The 21,536-nt window shown below is 64.8% G+C and carries 19 protein-coding genes and 1 pseudogene; 18 read left to right on the forward strand and 2 right to left on the reverse strand.

The features are described from left to right. Positions 1-110: 110 nt before the first annotated feature. From N1028_RS01465 to N1028_RS01475, 3 genes are read left to right on the forward strand one after another with little or no spacing between them, the layout of a single operon-like run. Positions 111-866, forward strand: coding sequence for a MerR family transcriptional regulator (locus N1028_RS01465; RefSeq protein ID WP_259524980.1), 756 nt, complete (start codon positions 111-113; stop codon positions 864-866). 16 nt (positions 867-882) lie between these two features. Then, the gene (locus tag N1028_RS01470; protein ID WP_259524981.1) at positions 883-1,596 is read left to right on the forward strand and encodes a DUF1345 domain-containing protein; all 714 of its coding nucleotides are present in this window, start codon (positions 883-885) and stop codon (positions 1,594-1,596) included. Beyond that, positions 1,593-2,804, forward strand: a complete 1,212-nt coding sequence (locus N1028_RS01475) for a low temperature requirement protein A (protein WP_259524982.1) — start codon at positions 1,593-1,595, stop codon at positions 2,802-2,804. The genes N1028_RS01470 and N1028_RS01475 overlap by 4 nt, the downstream gene beginning before the upstream one ends. A gap of 7 nt (positions 2,805-2,811) precedes the next feature. On the opposite strand, the gene N1028_RS01480 is transcribed toward N1028_RS01475, so the two are convergent. Together N1028_RS01480 and N1028_RS01485 are read right to left on the reverse strand one after the other, a co-directional pair. Beyond that, a complete protein-coding gene (locus N1028_RS01480) occupies positions 2,812-3,564 on the reverse strand; it encodes an SDR family NAD(P)-dependent oxidoreductase (protein WP_259524983.1) in 753 nt (250 codons plus the stop codon). Between the two features lie 356 nt (positions 3,565-3,920). Then, a complete protein-coding gene (locus N1028_RS01485; RefSeq protein ID WP_259524984.1) occupies positions 3,921-4,607 on the reverse strand; it encodes a TetR/AcrR family transcriptional regulator in 687 nt (228 codons plus the stop codon). 83 nt (positions 4,608-4,690) lie between these two features. On the opposite strand from N1028_RS01485, the gene N1028_RS01490 reads away from it, so the two are divergent. From N1028_RS01490 to N1028_RS01560, 15 genes and pseudogenes are all read left to right on the forward strand, one after another. After that, entirely contained in the window at positions 4,691-6,109 is a 1,419-nt protein-coding gene (locus tag N1028_RS01490; protein ID WP_259524985.1) for an MFS transporter, read from the forward strand. 287 nt (positions 6,110-6,396) lie between these two features. Continuing rightward, positions 6,397-7,167 (forward strand): DeoR/GlpR family DNA-binding transcription regulator, encoded by a 771-nt coding sequence (locus tag N1028_RS01495; RefSeq protein ID WP_259524986.1) that lies wholly within the window; start codon positions 6,397-6,399, stop codon positions 7,165-7,167. Between the two features lie 95 nt (positions 7,168-7,262). Continuing rightward, positions 7,263-8,252: a sugar ABC transporter substrate-binding protein gene (locus tag N1028_RS01500; protein WP_259524987.1), complete on the forward strand. Its 990-nt coding sequence runs from the start codon at positions 7,263-7,265 to the stop codon at positions 8,250-8,252. A 144-nt stretch (positions 8,253-8,396) separates the two neighbouring features. After that, positions 8,397-9,161: an ATP-binding cassette domain-containing protein gene (locus tag N1028_RS01505; RefSeq protein WP_259524989.1), complete on the forward strand. Its 765-nt coding sequence runs from the start codon at positions 8,397-8,399 to the stop codon at positions 9,159-9,161. After that, positions 9,158-10,174: an ABC transporter permease gene (locus N1028_RS01510; protein WP_259524990.1), complete on the forward strand. Its 1,017-nt coding sequence runs from the start codon at positions 9,158-9,160 to the stop codon at positions 10,172-10,174. The genes N1028_RS01505 and N1028_RS01510 overlap by 4 nt, the downstream gene beginning before the upstream one ends. After that, positions 10,171-11,121: an alpha/beta hydrolase gene (locus N1028_RS01515; RefSeq protein ID WP_259524991.1), complete on the forward strand. Its 951-nt coding sequence runs from the start codon at positions 10,171-10,173 to the stop codon at positions 11,119-11,121. Before N1028_RS01510 ends, N1028_RS01515 begins: the two co-directional genes overlap by 4 nt. Continuing rightward, a complete protein-coding gene (locus N1028_RS01520) occupies positions 11,118-12,038 on the forward strand; it encodes a carbohydrate kinase family protein (protein ID WP_259524992.1) in 921 nt (306 codons plus the stop codon). Before N1028_RS01515 ends, N1028_RS01520 begins: the two co-directional genes overlap by 4 nt. Next, positions 12,025-13,497 (forward strand): mannitol dehydrogenase family protein, encoded by a 1,473-nt coding sequence (locus N1028_RS01525; RefSeq protein ID WP_259524993.1) that lies wholly within the window; start codon positions 12,025-12,027, stop codon positions 13,495-13,497. The genes N1028_RS01520 and N1028_RS01525 overlap by 14 nt, the downstream gene beginning before the upstream one ends. Positions 13,498-13,790: 293 nt before the next feature. Next, positions 13,791-14,120, forward strand: coding sequence for a hypothetical protein (locus N1028_RS19720; protein WP_310795554.1), 330 nt, complete (start codon positions 13,791-13,793; stop codon positions 14,118-14,120). Positions 14,121-14,195: 75 nt separating this feature from the next. Beyond that, positions 14,196-15,206, forward strand: a complete 1,011-nt coding sequence (locus N1028_RS01535) for a nucleotidyltransferase domain-containing protein (protein WP_259524994.1) — start codon at positions 14,196-14,198, stop codon at positions 15,204-15,206. Further along, positions 15,203-16,669 (forward strand): HesA/MoeB/ThiF family protein, encoded by a 1,467-nt coding sequence (locus tag N1028_RS01540; protein WP_259524995.1) that lies wholly within the window; start codon positions 15,203-15,205, stop codon positions 16,667-16,669. The genes N1028_RS01535 and N1028_RS01540 overlap by 4 nt, the downstream gene beginning before the upstream one ends. Continuing rightward, a complete protein-coding gene (locus tag N1028_RS01545) occupies positions 16,666-18,438 on the forward strand; it encodes an SAVED domain-containing protein (RefSeq protein ID WP_259524996.1) in 1,773 nt (590 codons plus the stop codon). The genes N1028_RS01540 and N1028_RS01545 overlap by 4 nt, the downstream gene beginning before the upstream one ends. A gap of 190 nt (positions 18,439-18,628) precedes the next feature. Further along, the gene (locus N1028_RS01550) at positions 18,629-19,972 is read left to right on the forward strand and encodes a hypothetical protein (protein WP_259524997.1); all 1,344 of its coding nucleotides are present in this window, start codon (positions 18,629-18,631) and stop codon (positions 19,970-19,972) included. Between the two features lie 257 nt (positions 19,973-20,229). Next, a pseudogene (locus tag N1028_RS01555) lies at positions 20,230-20,406 on the forward strand (PadR family transcriptional regulator); the annotation flags it as partial. A gap of 332 nt (positions 20,407-20,738) precedes the next feature. Further along, the gene (locus N1028_RS01560) at positions 20,739-21,158 is read left to right on the forward strand and encodes a hypothetical protein (RefSeq protein WP_259524999.1); all 420 of its coding nucleotides are present in this window, start codon (positions 20,739-20,741) and stop codon (positions 21,156-21,158) included. Positions 21,159-21,536 lie beyond the last annotated feature (378 nt).

Consider the following 21,536-nt stretch of genomic DNA (forward strand, 5'->3'; position numbering starts at 1 on the left):
ACGCGAAGGGCGGCGTGGGGTTGCGAACCTGACAGCATGCAGACGACACGCCTTCTTCGCGGCCCCGGTTCCGATTGTTCTGATCGGTCTGATCGCATTCGGCAGAGCGGATGCGGGACGATCCCGTGACGTGGAGCACCCGAGAACTCGCAGATCTCGCAGGAACGACCGTCAATGCGGTGCGGCACTACCACTCGATCGGGCTCCTCGATCCGCCCGAGCGATGCGAGAACGGTTACAAGCAGTACCAGGTGCGGCATCTGGTGCGGTTGAGCCAGGTGCGTCGCCTGGCCGAGCTGGGCGTTCCGCTCGCGCAGGTGCAGAGCGATGAGCAGCACGGCCTGGTGGTGCCGGGCGGACTGAACGAGCTCGACGCGCAGGTCGAGGCACAGATCGAACGGTTGGACAGGGCACGGGCGGATATCGCCGCCCTTCTCCGCGACAGCGCGCCGGCCGACACGCCCCGCGGATTCGAGGCGTTCGCACTGAGACTGTCGGAGGCCGACCGGTCGCTTCTGCACGTCCTCACCCGACTGCATGGCACCGAATCGGTGAACGGGTTGAAGCGGATGGTGGCAGCAGAGCCTCGCGATCTCAGGGAGCAGTTCGATGCGTTGGAAGCGGATTCGGCCGAGCGCTCGCGAGAACGGCTCGCGCGCAGCCTGGCCGCGTCGGGGGCGAACTGGCGCTCGGCCGATCGTCCGTGGTCGGCGCGACCGGCCGCCCGGGCACTCAGGCGCGACCACGCCGCGCAGCGGGCGGTGCGCGTGGTTCTCGCCGAGCTCTACAACCCGGCGCAGCTCGACGTGCTCGGCCGCCTCGACGCCGGAGCGGTGCACGGTCGACCCGAGCCTCTGAGCGCTTGACTGTCTGGTCGGTGACGTGAGCAGGTCGCGCGACTGGCTGCGATCGGATCGCTTCCGGGGCATCGTGAGCGCAACGATCGCCGGTGCCGCGGCTGTCCTGGTCTCCGTCGCGGTGACCCTCACCACCGGCGACGCCGACACCGAGGCCGGTCTGCGCAGGTCGTCGATGACGGCCTACGTGGTGGCGTGGCCGGTCTACTCGGTGCTGTACGTCGCCTGGGGCGCCCGGGTGTACTCCCGCCTCCCGTCCGAAGCGCTCCGCCGCGTCTCCGAGTCCGACGACCGTGACGACCGGGGGGTCTCGCGACTCCTGCACCTGACGGGAACCACGAACACCACCCTCACGGCCGCCGCCGTGGCGGTGATCGTGACCATCGCCATCGCGCAGCAGGAGGAGTTCCGGAGCGAGCCCGTCTACATCCTGCTGGCTCTGCTGACCGTGGCCAGCTCATGGCTGCTGATGGTGTTCTCGTTCGCGCAGCGATATCAGCGGCTCGGCGCGACCGCCGACGATGAGCCCTTCCGCTTCCACATCCCCGACGCGCCCCGGTTCGGCGACTACTTCACCCTGGCGACGCTGCTGTCCACCATGGCGGCGACCATTCCCGCCGAGATCAGCTCGCGGCGGGCGTGGCTCACCGTGCGCACGAACGTGGTCATCGCCTTCCTGTTCAATTCGGTCATCATCGCGATGATGGTCTCGCTCCTGTTCGGAGGGCTCCTGACGTGACACCGACGGCGAAGGACACCGGCACGGCGAGGGCTGCCGCTCACGTCACCTCCCGCTGGGGGCTCATGCCCGTGCTCCCGCGCGATCCGGCGCAACCCCACCGCTCGGCCAGCGCACTCGAGCTGTTCTTCGACCTCGTCTTCGTGGTCGCCGTCGCGATCGCATCCCGCAACCTGCACCACTTCGAGACGGAGGGTCACATCGTCGACGGCGTCGGGCCGTACCTCATGATCTTCTTCGCCATCTGGTGGGCATGGATGAACTTCACCTGGTTCGCGAGCGCCTTCGACAACGACGACTGGCTGTACCGCGTGACCACGATCGTGCAGATGGGCGGAGCCCTTCTCCTCGCCGCGGGAGCGGGACCGGCGATGCAGGAGACCGACTTCGGGCTCGCGGTCATCGGCTACGTGGTGATGCGCCTCGCCACCGTCGCGCAGTGGCTGCGAGCGGCGGCGGGTTCCCCCGAGCACCGCTCGACCGCGCTCCGTCACGCCATCGGCGTCGCGGGCGTGCAGGTGCTGTGGGTGGTGTGGTGGCTCGCGCTGCCCGGGGGCCCGACGGTGCCCGGATTCGTCATCCTCGCCCTCACGGAGCTGGCCGTTCCGGTGTGGGCGGAGCGCCGCAGCGTGACCCCGTCGCATCCGCATCACATCACCGAGCGGTACGGCCTCTTCGCCCTCATCCTCCTCGGCGAATCCATCCTGGCGTCGGCGAACGCCCTCATCGACGCGTTCGAGCACACCGAAGCGATCGCCCCGCTCGTGCTCATCTCGGTGACGGGCCTGGTGTTGGCCGCTGGCATGTGGTGGGTCTACTTCGCCCGGCCACAGCACGAACGTCTGGCCACCGTGAGCGGATCGTTCGTCTTCGGCTACGTGCATTACGTGATCTTCGCGGCGGCCGGCGCGTTCTCGGCGGGTATCGAGGTCGCCATCGACCACGACACCCACCAGACCGATCTCGACGGAGTTGTCGCCGCCGCGACCACCACCGTTCCCGTCGCGCTCTTCGTGGTGGGGATCTGGTCGCTTGCGCTCAGGAACCGGCTTCCACGGTGGGCGGATGCCGCCATCGTCGTGCTCGCGGTGGCGATCGCCCTCAGCGCCCTCGCCCCCTTCAGCCTCGTGGTCGCGGCCGTGGCCATGGTGGGCATCGTGGTGGTGCTCGAGATCACGCGGCCTCACCGCACGGTCGGGCTCTCCTGACGGGGGCTCAGACCTGGTTCGTGCCGCCGTCGACGTAGAGGTTCGACCCCACGACATAGCTGCTCTGCTCCGAGGCCAGGAACGCCACCACCGCGGCCGCCTCCTCGGGCCGACCCATGCGCCCCTTCGGCACGGTGGCGGCGACCAGCTCCTGCATGGCACGAGCGGTGTCCTCGTCGATGAACGCCGCCGTCCCTCCTGGGGTCTCGATCCACGCCGGAGAGACCACGTTCACCCGGATGCCCCGACCCTTCAGCTCGGTCGACCAGGTGCGCGCGAACGAGCGGACCGCCGCCTTCGACGCCGCGTAGGCGCCGAACGCCTCCATGCCCCGGTCGGCGGCGGTGGAGCCGATCAGAATGATCGACGCTCCGTCGTGGAGCAGCGGCAGCGCCTTCTGCACGGTGAACAGCGTGCCCTTCACGTTCACCGCGAAGGTCGCGTCGATGTGCTGCTCCGTGGTCTGATCCATGGGAACGAAGGAACCGACCCCGGCGTTCGCCACCAGGATGTGAAGCCCCTCGCCCCGCTCGCGGACCGCCGCGTACAGGCGGTCGAGGTCTCGCGGTTCCGCGATGTCTCCGACGACCGCGGCGGCCCGCTCCGCTCCGATGGTCTCGACGGCAGCTCTCAGCTCGGCTTCGCGCCGACCGGTGATGAAGACGTAGGCGCCCTCCTCCGCCAGGCGCACCGCGGTGGCGAGGCCGATCCCGCTGCTGCCGCCGGTGATGACCGCGGTCTTTCCTTCGAACTGTCCCATGGGGTCTCCTCTTCTCTCTATCTCTCTGCTGAGTCGTCGCCCCCGAAGCGGGTGAGGACGACTGCCCGCATGGTCTCCGGAGTCATGCGCCCACTGCACACCCTGTCGCCACCACAGGGTCAAGCGGCACGCTCGAGGGCGACATCCGCGCCATCCTCGCCTTCGACGGCATGACCCAGCAGTGATCACCACTGAAGAGTGAGCCCGCCCGCGACGGCGGGGCCCACGTCATGGCGACGTCGGTGTCGGCGATCCTGGATGCTCGTCAGAGTGGCGCGGCGTGCTCAACCACGTGCGCTGGGTGATCCCCCACCTCAGACGTTCCTCACTGCTGGCGCCGCTCCTCGTACTGCGACTCAGCGGCGCGGATGCTCGCTCGCGCCGGCGAGGATCCCGTTGACGATCGCCGTGGTCGCCCATCGGGTCCGCTCGTCCGGTGTCCCCGACGTGAAGACCGTCGAGCCCGCCCGGTGCAGCGACGGATGCCGTTCGGCGGTCGCCGCGTTCAGCGTCTCCGTGAGGTCGGCGAGGTCCTGCCCTGCCGGGGTCGCGTGGGCGGCCCATTCGGCCGCGGACGCCGTCGCGTGCTGAAGCAGGAGGTCGACCCCCCGGGCTGCGGTCTCGACGTCGATTCCGGCCGCGTCGAGCAGCCGCATCAGCAGTTCGAGGAGGTCGAGGTAGTGCGGACCGTCCGGCCAGGTGGTGAGTGCCGCTGAGGCGAGTCCGGGTTGGCTCGCCAGCAGTCCGGCGTAGTCGTCGACCACCCGCTGCAGCCGTTCCCGCCAGGCCTCTCGCCCGTCCCAGGAGAGATCGAGCTCGGACAGGTACCGGTCGATGAGCAGCGCGTTCAGCTCCGTCGTGTTGCGCACGTACACGTAGAGCGAAGCCGGCCCGGTGTCGAGCTCGGTGGCGAGTCGGCGCATCGTCAAGGCGGCGGCTCCGTCCCGATGGACGACATCGACGGCGGCGTCGAGGATAGCCGCGCGCGACAGCGGGGGCTTCGCGGGCCGATCCCGGCGACTGATCGGTTCAGGTCGTGGCATGGCCACAGCGTACTCGGCTTGCATCGTAACGAACATGTTCGTTACGATGCTGTTCGTAGCAATCGACACGGGAGAGGAACCCCATGACCAGCACAGACACGACAGCCGCCACCCCGGCGCTGTCCACCAAAGGCGGGTGGCTGACGCTGATTGTGGTGCTCCTCGCCGACGCGATGGACCTGATCGACTCGACGATCACCAACGTCGCGGCGCCGTCGATCGTCGCCGACCTCGGAGCAGACGAGAGCGTCATCAAGTGGCTCGGTGCCGCGTACGCTCTCGCCTTGGGTTCGCTCCTCGTGCTGGGCGGCCGCATCGGCGACAAGTTCGGCCAGCGCGGCACGTTCCTCATCGGGATGGCGGGCTTCGTCGCCGCCTCGGCGGCGGCCGGCCTCGCCCTGTCGCCCGAGATGCTGATCGGAGCACGGGTCGCGCAGGGCGTCTTCGGGGCCTTCCTCATCCCGCAGGGCATGGCGATCATGACCGCCACCTTCCCGAAGCCCGCCCTGCAGAAGGCGTTCAGCGTGTTTGCTCCGATGCTCGGGGTGTTCGCGGTCGCCGGCCCCCTCCTCGGTGGCCTCCTGATCGACGCGAACCTGTTCGGCCTCGAGTGGCGCCCGGTGTTCCTCATCAACCTCGTGCTCGGCGGGTTCGCCCTGGTGATGGCGGTGAAGTTCCTGCCGCACGTCCCGCCGCGACCGGAGACGCGCATCGACGTGGTCGGGAGCGTCCTGCTCGTCGTGGCGCTCTTCGGGGTGCTGTTCGGGCTCATCGAGGGTTCGAGCAGCGGATGGGGTGCCCTCGCGATCACATCCCTCGTCGTCGGCGCGATCGTGTTCGCCGGGTTCGTCTGGCGTCAGGTGCGCACGCCGGACCCGCTGCTGCCGCGCACCCTGCTCGCGAACCGAGGGTTCACGGCGGGCCTCGTCGTCGGACTCCTAGTGTTCGCCGGCTTCAGCGGCCTGATGTACGTCATCTCGCTGTTCCTGCAGCTCGGACTCGACTACTCCCCCACCCAGACGTCACTGAGCCTCATCCCGCTCACCCTCGGCATCATGGGCGGCTCGGGCATCGCCGCCGCCCTGATCGTGAAGCTCGCCCGACGCCTGGTCGCGCTCGGCCTCGTCGCGATGCTCGCCGGCGTCGCGCTCATGCTCGTGTTCGTCACCATCGCGGGATCCGACCTCACCTGGTGGCAGCTCGCCATCGCCACCCTGTTCATCGGGCTCGGTGCGGGCATCTGCTTCAGCTCCATCTTCAACACCGCGCTCGGCGACGTCGACGCCCACGAGGCGGGTTCGGCCAGCGGATCACTGAGCGCCGTCCAGCAGGTCGCCAACGGCATCGGCTCGGCCCTGGTCACCACCATCTTCCTCACGCTGCTGCCCGGCGGCGACGTGGGCGCGGTCTCGGTGACACTCGTCGCGCTGCTCGCGCTCCTCGTCGCGTGCATCCTGGTCGTGCCGCTGCTGCCCCGCACCGCGGTCGCCGAGGTGGAGTGATCGGAAGAGCGAGTTCGCGACGGCGTAGCCGGGTCCATCGACGTTGATATGAAGCCGTTCGGATTCCCCGGACTCCAGAACTCGGGCAGCAAAACCTGCCATTCGGGCACCTGCAGGGAAGACGTGCGGCGACTAACCTCCTAGGTTGCAGGAGACGACGCGCACTCGCGTGTTTGTTCGGGCATATATCGGGCGTTCGATCTTGGGAAATGACCGGTCAAACAATGGACCGCCGAAGGTACAAATAACTCAAGAGCAGGAACCCGAGGGACCACGAGGAGGTGGAGATGGGCCAGGTGAGCGAGGAGCGTCGCCAACGGATCGTCGCGATCGTGCGCGATCAGGGTGAGGTCACTGTCAGCCGTCTTGCTGACGACCTGGATGTCGCAGCCGAGACGATTCGGCGTGACCTGCAGGAACTCGAAGATCGCCGTCTCATCAAGCGCACCCATGGCGGCGCGTTGCCCCTGGAGAGCGGCAGCTATGAGTCGACTCTGGATTACCGGTCGGTGACCCGGGTTCCGGAAAAGCGCCGCATTGCTTCTGCCGCGGTGGAGTCCCTCGGAGGGGCCCAGACGGTCTTCCTGGATGAGGGTTACACGCCGCTGCTCATCGCCGAAGAGATCACCCAGCTCCCCGACCATCTGACCATCGTCACCGCGTCGTTGGCGAACGCGATGGCGTTGGCTTCGAGCCCGCAACACACCACATTGCTTCTGGGCGGTCGCGTTCGAGACCGAACCCTCGCCACCGTGGACCATTTCGCCACAGACATGCTCTCTGTGCTCAACATCGACGTCGCCATCCTCGGCGCCAACGGCATCACCCCGGACAAAGGTCTTGGAACGCCGGACCCGGCCGTCGCAGCGGTCAAAGGGTTGGCTGTGAAGAGATCGACGCGTCGCATCTTCGTGGGCATCGCCACGAAGTTCGGTGTCACGAGCTTCTGCAAGTTCGCTGACGTCAGAGATCTCGAGCTCATCATCACCGAGGAAGCCCTCCCGCAGAGAGAAGCCCAGCGTTTCGCTGCCCTCGGTCCACACGTCCTCCGCGTCTGAGTCCCACTGCACCGGGCCTCTCCTCCGGATCGCGCGAAGACGCGCGGTTCATCGCATCACAGCAACCCAGGTTGCCCAACAGAAAGGCACTGCCCGTGTCCCGAAAAACCCGCACCCTCGCCCTCGCCGGGACGGTCTTCCTCACGGCCGGACTGGCCCTGGCCGGCTGCACCTCCGATACGCCGGCCGAGGGTGGAAGCAGCGACGGCGCCGGCGGCGAGCTGTCTATCCAATTCGTCAACCCGCTGCCCAACTACCCGTCCTGGCGTGCGATCGGCGACTGTCTCGCCGAAGAGGCAGAGAGCCAGGGCGTCGACTTCACCGAGAGTGGCCCCACGGGATCCGCGATGGACCCGACCACGATGATCACGCAGATCCAGAGCGCCATCGCCAACAAGAAGGGGGCCATCATGACCCTTCCCGCCAGCGACGCATTCGGACCCATCCTCACGCAGGCCCAGGACGCCGGAATCGTCACGACGACGTTCTACGGTGACGGCGCCGATGACAGCGGAGCCGACATCAACGTCGGCGTGGACTGGACCGAACTGGGCAAGCTCTACGTCGAGGCCATCGAGACCATCCCCGGCGACAAGAAGGTCGGTCTCATGACCTCCGCCGACACCGGGATCGGCAAGTCGTGGATGGATGGCGTCAAGGCGGCCGCGGAGGGTCTCGATGACTTCGAGATCGTCGGCGAGGTCTACACCGGAGACGACTCCTCGAAGGCCCTGGACCAGACCAACGCCCTGCTGACGGCCCACCCCGAGGTGAACGTCATCACCACCAACCTCGGCACCGCCACGGCCGGCACTCTCTCCGCGCTCGAGGCGAAGAACCTCACGGGCAAGGTCCAGTTCCTCGGCAACGGACCTGACAACGGCGGCAAGGAAGCCCTCCTGGCAGGCACGGAGTACCGCATCCTCATGCAGGACCTGTGCGGTGCCGCGAAGAAGTCCCTCGTCGCCACTGTCGAAGCCCTGAAGAGCGGCGAAGCCGGCGGCGAGACCCTCCAGATCCCGATGGGCTTCATCATGGCCAGCACCGACGACTACGAAGACCTGGTCGCCAAGAACTGGGGCTAGCCGTCCCACCCTGTTGGGGCTCCGGCACTGCCGGAGCCCCAACTCCCATTCACCACCGCACTCAATGGATTGAAGGCACGCGATGTCCCACCTCCCACAACCCCTCCAACCCACCAGCACCCGTGCTGGCCGCGAGGTCTCGGCATGAGCACAACACCTGCTCTCGAGCTCCGCGCCGTCCGGAAGTCCTTCGGACCTGTCGCCGCACTCTCGCACGTCGACTTCGCCGCCTATCCCGGCGAAGTCCACGCCATCGTGGGCGACAACGGTGCCGGCAAGTCCACGATGATCAAGATCGTCACCGGCATCCACAGAGGTGACGGAGGCGCCATCCTCGTGAACGGCGAAGAGATGGAGCTGCGCCACGACGCCTCCCAGTCCCAAGACCGCGGAATCGCCGTCGTCTACCAAGACCTCGCCCTGGTGGAATGCCTTGACATCAGCACCAACATGGCTCTGGGGAACCTCCCGTACCGGTGGGGAGTGTTCCTCGACCGCAAGCGCATGGACGCCGAGGCCGCTGCCGCGCTCAAGGACCTCAACGCCCGAGTCGGAGACGTCCGCACACCCGTCGGCCTGCTCTCGGGCGGTCAGCGCCAGGTCGTGGCCATCGCCCGAGCGGTCCGGATGAACAAACCCATCATCCTTCTCGACGAGCCCACCGCCGCCCTCGGCGTCCAGGAATCCGCCTACGTAGGCCGCACTCTCGACCGGCTTCGCGCCGATGGCAAAGCCGTCATCTGCATCAGCCACGACCTCGAGTTCGTCTTCAAACACTCCGACCGCATCACCGTCCTCCGGCTCGGCAAGACCGTGGGCACCCGCACGACAGCGGACGTCAGCCGCGACGAGATCATCTCCATGATCACCGGCGCGACCCCCGCCGACACCCTCCAGGAGGCATCATGACCACCACCGCACCGGCCGAACGCACCGTCCATCCGGAGAAGTCCGAAGCCTCCCGCACCCCGATCCTCCGCACCATCCTGCTCCGGCAGGAGACCTGGCTCCTCGCCGTCGTCGTGCTCATCGCCGTCGTGGCGTCGATCCGGAACCCCAACTTCATGAACCCCGACAATCTCGTCGAGATCCTCCGGGGCAGCGTCATCTACTTCATCATGGGCTGCGGCGCGGCGCTGCTCGTCATCGGTGGCGGGCTCGACTTCTCCGTCGGCGCGATCTTCACGATCAGCGCATTGGTAGGAACGAGCCTCATCAGCCAGGGCGTCCCCATCATCCTCGGCATCCTGGCCGCTCTCGCCGTCGGCGCCCTCGCCGGCGTCGTCAACCACCTCATCGTGACCTACTGGCACGTGCCGCCGATCATCGCCACACTCGGCACCTTCTTCATCGCGCTGGGGCTCAGCGCCCTCATCACCGGTGGCAATGACGTCGTCCCGCTGCCGGCTGACTTCATGAAGCTCGGTCAGGGCTCGGTCCTGTTCATCCCGAACGTCATCTGGTACGGCCTCATCATCGGTGCCCTCTTCTACTTCGTCCTCGAGCGGACCCGTTTCGGCATCAACGTGCGTGCAGTCGGCGGCAACCGTCAGGCCGCCGTGGGCAACGGGCTCCGCGTCGTCCGGATCGATCTCGTCCTCTACATCCTGGCCGGCGTCACCGCAGCCATCGCGGGCATGATCTACTCCGCCCGGGTCGGTGCCGGCCAGGTCGAGGCGGGCGGATCATCCGTCACCCTCGTGGTCGTCACCGGCGTCCTCATCGGCGGAGTGAGCCTGCTCGGCGGCCTGGGCTCGATCACCGGGGTCGCGGTGGGAGCCGTCCTGCTCTCCGTGATCGACAACGCGCTGATCGTCGCGCAGATCCCGCCGCAGTACAACAACGTCGTCGTCGGTGCGATCCTCGTCGGGGCAGTGGCCGTGGACCACCTGCGGCGCAAGCAGCTGTACAAGCCGCGATGAGCGAGCCCCTCGACCCCGACACCGCGACGCTCCTGGCCGAGATCGACCAGCAGCCCGCACCTCCCATCGCGCAATCGACTCCCGAGCAGCTTCGGGCTGGATTCTCCGATCTCCTCCGCCGTCTCCACCCGCACACCCCGGCGCCCTTTGCCGGCACAACCCGTGACGACACAGTCCGGAACGGGCCGGCTGAGATACCTGTCCGCGTCTACCAACCCACAGACGCTGACGGAGACGATGTCGTCGTCTACATCCACGGCGGAGGCTGGGTCCTCGGAGGGCTGGACTCCGCGGACCCAGCTGCAGCGGAACTCGCAATGACCATGGGGGTGCGCGTGATCTCGGTGGGCTACCGGCTGGCACCGGAACATCCCTACCCCGCCGCCTACGATGACGCCCTCGCCGTCACGAGGTCGGTGGCTGCAACCAACCCTCGCTGGTTGGGCGTAGCCGGAGACAGTGCAGGCGGCAACCTGGCCGCTGCAATCGGGCGCACGGCACCCGATGAGCACGTTCGCGTGGACGCTCAGCTGCTGTTCTATCCGGCGCTCGACCCGACCATGCGCGCGGCCTCCCACACCGACTTCGCCGACGGCTTCCTGTTGACCCGCGAAGCGATGGCGTTCTATTGGGCGGCATACAAAGGGGACGCGGAATCCACCTCGGAATCGTTCACTCCCTATGACGCAGCGTCGCTGATCGGATCGCCACCCACGGTGATCACCACCGCCGGGTACGACCCTCTTCGAGACGAAGGCGAACAGTTCGCCGCCCGCCTGCTCGACAGCGGCATACAGACCATCCACATCCCATCCCCGACTCTCATTCACGGCTGGGTCGACCAGATGGACCGTGTCCCAGCAGCAGCCGAGGCCTTCCGACAAGGAGCTTCCGCATTCAACGAGTTGCGGATCCAGCATCGCTCCCAGACAGGCACCTCCCCATGAAGCGATCAGTCCTCGTGGTGGGAGAAGCGCTCATCGACGCTGTGCGGACACCTGACGGTGCCGAGGTTCATTCGATCGGTGGCAGCCCCCTCAATGTCGCCGTCGGGCTCAGCCGTCTGGGATCGGAGGTGGAGCTCCTGACCCACATCGGCTCAGACGAGAACGGACGCACGATAACGGCAGTGCTCGAGGCAGAGGGTGTGACACTCAGCACGTCGTCCACGACAGACGGAGCGACCTCAGTCGCTAGCGCCACGATCGCAGGCGACGGCCAACCCCGGTATCGATTCGAGGTCGCCTGGGATGTGAAGGTCCCCGGCGCGATCATCGCCGACGCTGTCCACCTCGGTTCCTACGCGGCGTTCTTGGCGCCGGGGGACAACGCCGTACGGGAAGTCGCTCATGCTGCCAGAGACGCGGGTCGGTTGGTGACGCTCGACCCGAACATCCGCTCGGCCTTGCTGCCCGAGCGAAGCCAGGTCGTCCTCCGCTTCTTCGAGCTCCTGAAACTCACCGATGTCGTCAAGCTCTCAGACGAAGACGCGCAGTACCTGTTCCCGGCGATGTCGCTGAACGATGTTCTGGACCACCTGCTCTCCTGCGGACCGCGTCTCGCGATCGTCACAAGGGGGTCTGCGGGGGCGGAGTTCCGGACCGCGGACGCGTCTGTAGACAGGCGGGCCGAGACTGCCGAGGTCGTCGACACCATCGGAGCGGGAGACAGCTTCATGTCGGCGCTGATCCACAAGCTTCTCGCCACACCCGCACCCCTCGACCAGACGGCGTTGGAGGGCCTCGCCCGCCACTGCGTCACAGCGGCCGCGATCACCGTAGGCCGGCGCGGGGCCGATCCACCCACATCTCACGAGCTCGACTCCGCTCTCCACCTGAACGAGGAATCTCATGACCACAGCTGAGACGCCCAGCGTCCCGATCCCACACCCGTCGTACGACCGAACCGGTCTCACGGCAGGAATAATGCACATCGGCGTAGGCAACTTCCACCGCGCCCACCAGGCCGCCGTCATCGACCAGCTGCTCGAGAAGGGCCTGGCACGAGACTTCGCTATCTGTGGTGTGGGAGTCCTCCCCGGAGATCGCCACATGCGCGACATCCTCCGCGAACAGGACGGCCTCTACCTGCTCGAGCTCCGTCACCCCGACGGCCAGCGTGAGCAACGGATCGTCGGCTCGATCATCGACTACCTCTACCTGCCCGACGACCCGGGGGCCGTGATCGAGAAGATGGCCAGCCCATCCACTCGGATCGTGTCGCTCACCATCACCGAAGGCGGCTACAACACCGACTTCACGACGAACACCTTCGACGTCGACAACCCCGACGTGCAACACGACGTGGAGCACCCCGATCGTCCCGGGACCGTCTTCGGTCTCGTCGTCGAGGCGCTCTCGCGACGACGAGCCGCGGGAGACGTTCCGTTCACCGTGATGTCGTGCGACAACGTGCCGATGAATGGAGATGTCACCCGAAACGCCCTCGTCTCATTCGCTGCCCTACGAGACCCGGCGCTGGCGACGTGGATCGCCGAACAGGTCGCATTCCCCAATTCGATGGTCGACCGGATCACCCCTGCCACCACCGACTCCGACCGCGTCCACGTCCGCTCGCAGCTCTCCGTGGACGACGCGTGGCCGGTCGCTGCAGAACCCTTCTTCCAGTGGGTCATCGAGGACGCGTTCACAGCCGGCCGGCCCCCGTTCGAACAGGCCGGCGTGCAGATCGTCGACGACGTCGCTCCCTACGAGCTGATGAAACTCCGCCTCCTCAACGGGTCGCATCAGGCGCTGGCGTACTTCGGAGCCCTCGCGGGGTACGAGTTCGTCGAGGAAGCCATGGCAGACCCCGACCTCGTCCGCTTCCTCGAGAAGTACATGTCAGAAGTGCTCCCCACCGTGCCGGCGGTTCCCGGGATCGATCTGCAGGAGTATCGAACCGTCCTCGTGGAGAGGTTCTCCAACCCGGCGATCAGAGATACCCTCGCCCGACTGTGCGCGGACTCGAGCAATCGCATACCGAAGTTCGTAGTTCCCTCCATCCTCGAGAATCTCGAAGCGGGTCGACCCGCCGAACTCGGAGCCGCGGTGCTCGCAAGCTGGGCTCGATACGCCACCGGCATCGACGAGTCACGCACGGCGATTCCCCTTGCAGATGTCAACGCGGCCGAGCGCAGTCACGCTGCAGACCTCGAACGCTCCGACCCAGGTGCTTTCGTGCGAGACGCCAGGCTGTTCGGCCCGCTCGCTTCCCACGGGGAGTTCGTGAGCATGTTCCATTCGACGTTCACGACCCTCGTGAACGACGGCGCGCGGGCGACGTACCAGCGGCTTGCTCACACCGTCACACCAGGTGAGTAAGTCGTGGTGGGCCAGGCGAACTCCACTCTCTAGTCGTCCTCTCCGACACCGGCATCTACGACCTACGTTCAAGCGCTCCGCAGCGTGTTTCTCATCCGTGTCATCCCGGGCTGGTCGAGCAACGTCGCCAATCGATCGGTCTCGAAGCCGGGAGTCGCACTCACCGACACGGGCCGGGCACTCGGACGTGGGCGGGTAACACCTCGTCCTTGGCGATGCCGTTCACCTTCCCGATCGCGACGCGAGCCGCCTCAGGGCAGCAGGTCGAACATCTGCGGTCGAGCCTTCATCGAGTGGATGATGAGCTCATTCCCCCTGTCGAACCGCAGCACCACGAGTTCCAGCAATCGGCACCAGTATCGAACCCGAGCCTGAGCTGGCGAGCGGGGCTGTCATCGTCAAGGTCTTCGACCCACAGCGGCAACGTCGCGGCCTGGATCAAGGACGCCGCGATTGACTCATCTGAAGAGACGCGAGTCGGATTTCAAGTCCTGACGGCAGTTCGCTTTCTGCGCTTGAGCGTTTCCTTACCACAAGCTGCGCAAATCTTAATCTACATCTGTCATGGTTGCCGCGTGGGCATAGAAGTCGTGGAGAAAGCAGTAATCCGCCTCATGCATTGATACTGTCCGCGATGTCGGCAGTGTGGGGCATGCTCAGAAGAATTCAAGACAGTCACAACGAGATCGGAGGGCCCGATGGCTCACCTCAAGCAGCAGTTCAAGGACGCGCTGAGTTCCATCGAGCCCAGCGATGACAAGACCAACGCACCGGAGGCACACCGGCTGGTGCGCGAGACGCTCGAAGCCGACACGCAGCTCACCGCGTACGGAGTAGACCCGGTACTCATTGGCTCGTACAAGAGGAGCGTGTCGATCAAGCGAGTCAAGGACGTCGATGTGTTCGTGCGACTCCCGGAAGTACCGAACGACGTCACATCAAAGGACATACTTGACCGGTTCTTTACCGTCCTGCATGCGGAGTTCGGCAGTGATGACGATGGTCACCGGCGGACTAAGCGTCAGGACCGAAGCCTCCAGGTGTCTTTTCCTGAGTACGACCTATACGTCGATGCCGTGCCCGCCCGTCCGCACTGGGACGGCGAGACGTGGGAGATCCCGCAAAAGGGCGCTGAGGACAAATGGGTGCGCACCAATCCTGGGAAGCTCACGTCGCTATCGAGCGAAATGAATGCGGCGCATGACGGCTACTACGTTCCGACGGTAAAGCTCCTTCGTCAGACCCGACGCTCGATACTCGGCTCCGGCAAGAAGCCCGGTGGGTTCTTCATCGAGGTAGCCGCGTACCAAGCTTTCGCCTCCGGCCTGGTGATGGGCAACGATCACGCCGAGTATTACGTCTCTGCTCTCGAAGAGGTCAGTAAGGTCCTCGACAGCTACGTCAGCTACGGCATCGGGGTGAACGACCCCACACTGCCTGGGCACACGATCAGTATTCGTGCGACAGATGACGAGCTAGACGCAGCCAAGGCTAGTTTCGCTGACGCTGCGAAAACCGCACGCGAAGCACTCAACAACGAAGACGAAGGCAAGGCAGCACTGGCGTTCAAGAAACTGCTGGGCAAAAACGGGGACGACGAGACAGTGTTCCCCATGCCGCCCGGATTCGATGAGGACGGGTCGAAGCGCGCGTCCGCTATCTCAGCTGGCGCACGGACTGTCCCGGCGGGAACGAGGACCTTCGGATGACCCTCACCGAGTACGACGACTACGTCGAGTACTCACGACAGCACTTCGAGGAAGGACTCATCCGCGCCGGCTTCACGGAGGATGACAACGGCTGGCGAGGGACAATCGTTCACGCCGGTGGCTCGACCGAGGTTCTCATCGCGCTGCGTTCCCGCTACCCATTTCAGCCACCCCGCGTGGTTCCGCTCGTTCCAGACGCGGTGGCCTGGTCCTGGCACCGGGAGCTGGACGGATCGCTGTGCTTGGTCGCCGGAGACGATCACGAGGGACTGTGGTGGACCGAAGGGCCAGCGTTCCTCGAGCACGTCACCGCCTGGTTTGAGCAGGCGACAGCAGGCTGGCCAGACGACCGACCCGACCTCGACCTCGACCGCTACTTCAAGTCCTCCGACGATGAGCGCCTTTATCTTTACGATGAACTGGCTCGATACCCCAGCGGATTTGTTCGGTTCCGCCCGGCGGCGAACAACACGATGCGGATCGGCGGCGGCACCAGGCCAGCGAAGTCCCTGAAAAACAGCACGGATCGCTTCGGATACGTTGCCAACCTCGGCGAAGTAGACGTGCCCCCAAGATCATGGGGTGACGTCTCCGCTCGTATCAACCCCAGCGTCGACTTGGATCGCAGAATTCGCAACCACGCGATCGAGATCGTGGTCCTGATCTACCGTCGCGGTTCTCACGACGGGGCGGTTTCCCTCGAAGTATGGCCCACCGTAGATGGTGGCATCGCGGTCAGACGCCTGCGCTCAGGCGCCGACACCGATGCCGCCAAGACCGCGCGATCAGGTCTGCTCGCTCCCGAACTCCGCGGACGTCGAGTCGCGGTCGTGGGCGTAGGCGCCCTCGGCTCGTTCATCACGGACATCCTTGTGCGATCCGGCGTTCGGAATCTCTCCCTCATCGACGGCGACGTCGTAATGCCCGGGAATCTTGTCCGTCACCTTGTCGGCCCCGAAGCGGTCGGGCTGTCGAAGGTTGCTGCGGTCACGCAGCATCTTGTTGCCCGCAGTGGGATTGAAGTTGCCGACATCACGATGATCGATCATGCACTCACCTCAGGCGACGAGGCTGTCGAGCTTCTGAGCGACCACGATCTCGTGGTGAACGCGACCGCCGATTTCGCAACCACTGCACTCCTCCACATCACTGCGCAAGCGTTGTCCAAGCGGATCGTGTCAGTGGCAATCCAGAACGGCGGCACGAGTTACCGAATCGATCTGCTGCCACCGCTCGACGGAGCTGACCCGGTGCCACCGTCGTCCTTCGCTGTCGACCAGCCCGAGCTTGAACTTTTCGAAGCCGGCTGTGGCAGTCCGATCTCCCCAACGCCCCCTTACGCCGTGATCGAGGCGGCCGCAGCGACCGTGCGCCACGCCCTCGGCCTGCTGGTCGCACGCCCTCTCCATCCGGCCGGGGAAGCGCGAGAGCTATCAATCGGCGCAGTGGGGATTCACGAATGACTCGACCGCCAACGCATATCGAACTGCACATCGATGCCTACGAGACCATCGCCTCCGAGACGGCAAACCACCTTCCTCGGGAGACCGGCGGCATCCTCCTCGGCTACCAGGAGAACGGCAGCATTGTGGCAACTCACGCCATGGTCGTTGAAGGGCGAGAGTCAACCACAAACAGGTACGTTCGCGACGACGTTCGCGCGAACGATCTCCTGAAAGAGTTCCTCGAACAGCGCTCCGTCGACGATCCGACCGGCTACATCGGTGAATGGCACAGCCATCCCTTCCCATCCGAACCGAGCCCCGTCGACCACGCCGCAATGCGCGCGATCGCGAAAGGCAGTTCCAACTCAATCGCGCTACTCGTCTTTGCGCCCGGCGAAACCGATACGTTCTTCGGGCTCATCGCCCGCCGCCAGCGTTTCGGACGTGCAACCACAAAGGGAGCAACCCTCTCCCTCCCTCCTGCGAGATTCGCCCCCCTGGGTCCCCTACCGAACGGTGCCGTCCGCGGCGACGGCCCAGTATTCATCTCCTACCGCCAAACAGACGGCACCGCGCAAGCCGACGCTCTTGAGGATCTGCTCCGGGCCGCCGGTCTCGTCGTGTGGAGAGACCATACCGACCTGCGACCAGGCACCACCACTGACCGCCTCGAACAAGCGCTCACCCGAGGTCTCTCAGCAGGCGTGCTCGTCGTCTCACCCGACATCGCCAATAGCGACATCGTCCGTGAACGCGAACTGCCACGTCTACTCCAGCTCGACGCCAATCCTGACTTCAGCCTTTGCATCGCGAACACGATCGCACGAGCAGGAGAAGAGTCGAAGTGTGACTACGATGCGCCGGATCGGCTCTTGCGGCTTGTGCCAGCAAGGACTCTGGCTGATAAAAAGCAGTCGAACATGCTTCAGCCGTCTGGGGAACTCGAGATCGTGCGCGACCTTCTCATGCACCGTATCGAGCAACGAAAGCCGATCATTCGCGCGGAAGAACGCGACTTCATAATTCGGGTGCAAAGCCGTCCAGCAGCGTCTGCTCTCGACGCCGATAAGGATGACCTGCATATCCGGCTCAGGCCATCGGACGACGGACGTCTGCCGTCGCGAGCAGGATTGGAACTTCTGCGGAAGACTCTCCCGTTGACCAGTGACGCCGTATATGCGGCCGATGCTCGGAGGGTGCGCATATCGGGTGGGGCTCATTTATCAGTCGCACTTGCACTCGGCGCGGCACTACCGGAGACGAAGCTTGGCAAGCTGGTGGTTATCGACACGGAGGGTACCGAATGGGCTTCAGCAGCGCCCGACGATGACCCGCAGAACACCCAGCTGCGCACAGATCCAATCCAATTTCAACGGGATCAAACGACGCCACTCAAGCATCGCGTGGCGGTCTTCGTGACGCTAACACCACAAGCGGATCAGAGCGCTTTCAAGCAGCTCGTGCACGACTCCGCCACAGGTTTTGACGCAGCCAAGCTCATCGCGATCCGAGGCACCGAGCGAATCGACCCACGTGAAGCAGCGCGCCTCAGCGCGGACGTGGCACAGCAGATCAAACGATTCTCTGCAAGCCAAGGGCGCGCAGAGGTGCATCTTGCCTTTCACGGCCCTTACACGATGGCCGTACTCATCGGACGCTACCTAAACACTCTGCGAACCACGATCTACGAATGGGACGGCAACAGTGAGGATGGCGCACGTTACAGGCCCGTGATCGTTCTTGAACCCGGTGTGGCGAATGGACCTATTACTGATGTCCTCGCTTGACGAGCGACCGTTACGGCGGCGCTGTCGGTGGGTACGCCGTCGACCTCCACGAATTGGATTGTCGCTCGTGCCCTAGCTCCGATTCATACCGATGCATCCCACTCGATCACACTGCCTTGGAGCCGATGTCCCACCAACGCTCAAGGCGACCAACGACAGGAACGAGACTGAGTTGTCAAGCACGCCCGAGATGGCAAACCTCCCCGACATTTTCATCTGGAATGCTCTTGGGGCGAATCGGATCGAGCACCTCGCGGTCGATCGTCTATCAGAGGCATTTGAAAAGACGGCCGCTCCTGGAGTCGGTGCTATCGGAATCGCCGTCCAAACAGGCGAGAACGAACATGACGAGCCAACCTTTGTCGGTGTTGCAATGATCCACAGCGTGAGCGGCGTTGCTAGCGGCACAGTTCGAGCGTCGTTCCGCCCTGTTTACCGACTTCGAACTCCCGTCCCTCTTTCGGAAGTTGCAGCCAGCACGAAGATCTTGTCGGATGCACTGACCATTCCGCCCAAGTTCTTTCCAAGCTTGCTTTTGCGACATGTGGGCGCTGACGTCATAGCTAAATTGGTCGCGCTCGACCCAGGACTATTCGATTGGATTACCCAGTTAACCTCGCCCCCACGGTCGTTCCCGCCCGGCATTGAGCAAGCGCGCGTTGAGGCGCGGGACGCGGTGAGGTTGGCGGCACAAATCTCAGACATAGAGCTGCCAGCGGATGCCCTCGTATCAGATATCGAGGGAGTAACAGACGAGGATCTACTCGAGACTGTGGTTAATAGCGCCTACCAGGTTGACCTGGAAGAAGAGTTGCTGCCTCTAGACCTCCAGAGATTCAATCGAAAGCTCAAAGGCAAACAAGTCGCCGCGAGCATGTCGGTCTTCTCGGACAAAAGTAGAGAACACGTCTTGTCTGTTGTCTGCGTGAATAAGAAACCGCTCGAGGAGGAGATGGGAGTCGATCTCTTTTATTGGGACAAGGTCAACGACGTCTTCACTTTTGTCCAATACAAACGGCTCGAGAAAGCACCATCTCAATCGGAGGGCCTTTACGAGTGGGCATACAAGAGGAGGGGAGAATTGATCAAACAGCTTGCCTTGATGCCTCGTTCAACAAAGATCGACCGGTCTAGTAAGGACTGGCGTTTGGCCGAGACACCCTTCTGGTTCAAGTTCGTGCGCGGAGACGCAGCTGTACGATCCGACGGCCAAGTACTCAAAGGGATGTATGTGTCGGCTGATTGGCTCCGGCTCGCGATCGATGGAGGCGACCTCAAGTCAGGCCCTAAGGGAGGCTTCCGTCTTACCTACGGCAACGCCAAGTACATCGGCCGAAGCGCCTTCACTCATTTGGTAGCGAGGGGACTACTTGGTACGTCTTCGTCCCAGAGCCTCTCATTCAAGAGAGTGTTTAGGTCGCTAGGCAAGGACCGCCAAGTGATCCTCGCGGTGAAGAGCGAATGGGAGGACCCGGCACCAATTCCTTCGCCCGCGACTTCGACGAACGATTCAGAATCCGCGCGGCCGTTCTAGTTCCCACGCTCGACGACGGCTCTACGGCTAAACGCCGCGAGCCGCGCGTACCTCCATTCGTCCATTCGGGTAGCGGTAGCGCGTGGGGGGAGATGGGGTGGGCATCCGGATCATGGGGATCGCGGTCATGCCGTTGCGGCAGGAGGGGCGCTCGGCCGCGGCCGGCGAGGGGAGCGCCACTCGCCCGACGTTTAACCTCGCGCGGGCTCGCAACGATCCGATCGACGGTTCCAGCCGCGAGGGTGACCGAGATGGGGCGCGATGCGGGGCTGGGCGGCGTCGGTGACGCGTCGGTCTACGGAACGCGGCGCCGGCTTCACGCGGCGGGAGCGCTGTCGAGCTACGTGGCGCCGTCCGGCGGAGGCCCGCACCGCGAGTACTACGCCATCAATAGCGAGGGTCGCGACATGCTGTCGCGCCAGCGCATCATCTAGTCGGACTACGCCGGGGCGATGTCTGCACTACTGGCCGAGACTCCACCGATGAAGACCGCGCTTCGCCCGATTGGAGAGAACAAATAGTGGTCTGCGCAGCCCTGCGCGAATACGTCGGGGCGATGCCGCTGTGAGCGCGCACGAGCGGTTCAGCGGCCGGCTCCGGCGGTGCCGGCAATGCGGCATCCGGGTGCCCCGCAGCGAGATGGTCTACGGCCACCGTGCCTGCTCCGAAGACTGCGCCAACAACCTCTGGTTCAAGGAGACGTTCGACGCTTTCGTGGACTAGACGAAGGACTCGGCGGCACCATCCGGCTCGGTAGCATGAGCGCGTGATCGCTCTCGCCGCATCAGCACGAGCGCTCAGAGTGTTCCAAGTCCTGTGGGTGCTCGGCTTCCTCGTGGGAACGACTACTCACACGGCGGATCTGATCGTCGGCGGCGTGGACGCCTACAGCGGCTTCCCTCTCGGTGTCCGGCTGTTCTGGGTGTCACTGACGATCCTGGATCCGGCCACCGCTGCGCTGATCATCTTTCGACGGCGTTCCGGCATCGCGCTTGGCATCGCCGTGATCGTCGCTGACATCGCAGTGAACTGGACCGTCTTCGTTATGGTCGGCGGACTTTCGTCGTTCGGTGTCATCAGTCAGAGCCTGTTTGCGGTGTTCATCCTTGTCACGGCTCGCCCCCTGTGTAAATGGTTCGGGCCATCTTCCCCACGAGAACGCGCCGATCTGAACAGAGAAGCATGACCGCCCGCGCTGCCGGAGTCAGACACCATGGGCTTCAACATGCCACGCCCGCCACTCCATCCGGCCGCTTTCGTGACGGACGATCCGGTGAGCGGCGCCGGCCACGAGGGTGACAGGGATGGGGCGCTCTGTGTAGCGCAAGAGGGGGCCGAGGAAGCCCCTCCGACCGGCATGGTCGCTGCCAGCCGAATTCGGCGAAGAGGCTGGCCACCCAAGCCGGGTTGGTAATGGTCACCTGCCCACGGGCCGCGACGCCATCATCAACGAGGCGGCCCAGAGTGATGATCAAGGGTGGGATCTGCGACGTGAGACCGTTAGTGGGTCCGCTTCTCGCAATGTCTAAGGCTTGTACTTTTAGACACAACTTATAAGGTTGGC

It is taken from the genome of Herbiconiux oxytropis (assembly GCF_024979315.1).
GTDB lineage: Bacteria > Actinomycetota > Actinomycetes > Actinomycetales > Microbacteriaceae > Herbiconiux > Herbiconiux oxytropis.

Excerpts from the sequence above, each read along its gene's own strand:
- N1028_RS01510 (WP_259524990.1), top strand. The coding sequence starts at position 9,158 with ATGACCACCACCGCACCGGCCGAACGCACCGTCCATCCGGAGAAGTCC.
- N1028_RS01545 (WP_259524996.1), top strand. The coding sequence starts at position 16,666 with ATGACTCGACCGCCAACGCATATCGAACTGCACATCGATGCCTACGAG.
- N1028_RS01515 (WP_259524991.1), top strand. The coding sequence starts at position 10,171 with ATGAGCGAGCCCCTCGACCCCGACACCGCGACGCTCCTGGCCGAGATC.
- N1028_RS01495 (WP_259524986.1), top strand. The coding sequence starts at position 6,397 with ATGGGCCAGGTGAGCGAGGAGCGTCGCCAACGGATCGTCGCGATCGTG.
- N1028_RS01465 (WP_259524980.1), top strand. The coding sequence starts at position 111 with ATGCGGGACGATCCCGTGACGTGGAGCACCCGAGAACTCGCAGATCTC.
- N1028_RS01505 (WP_259524989.1), top strand. The coding sequence starts at position 8,397 with ATGAGCACAACACCTGCTCTCGAGCTCCGCGCCGTCCGGAAGTCCTTC.
- N1028_RS01480 (WP_259524983.1), bottom strand. The coding sequence starts at position 3,564 with ATGGGACAGTTCGAAGGAAAGACCGCGGTCATCACCGGCGGCAGCAGC.
- N1028_RS01525 (WP_259524993.1), top strand. The coding sequence starts at position 12,025 with ATGACCACAGCTGAGACGCCCAGCGTCCCGATCCCACACCCGTCGTAC.
- N1028_RS01520 (WP_259524992.1), top strand. The coding sequence starts at position 11,118 with ATGAAGCGATCAGTCCTCGTGGTGGGAGAAGCGCTCATCGACGCTGTG.
- N1028_RS01485 (WP_259524984.1), bottom strand. The coding sequence starts at position 4,607 with ATGCCACGACCTGAACCGATCAGTCGCCGGGATCGGCCCGCGAAGCCC.
- N1028_RS01535 (WP_259524994.1), top strand. The coding sequence starts at position 14,196 with ATGGCTCACCTCAAGCAGCAGTTCAAGGACGCGCTGAGTTCCATCGAG.
- N1028_RS01540 (WP_259524995.1), top strand. The coding sequence starts at position 15,203 with ATGACCCTCACCGAGTACGACGACTACGTCGAGTACTCACGACAGCAC.
- N1028_RS01550 (WP_259524997.1), top strand. The coding sequence starts at position 18,629 with ATGGCAAACCTCCCCGACATTTTCATCTGGAATGCTCTTGGGGCGAAT.
- N1028_RS01490 (WP_259524985.1), top strand. The coding sequence starts at position 4,691 with ATGACCAGCACAGACACGACAGCCGCCACCCCGGCGCTGTCCACCAAA.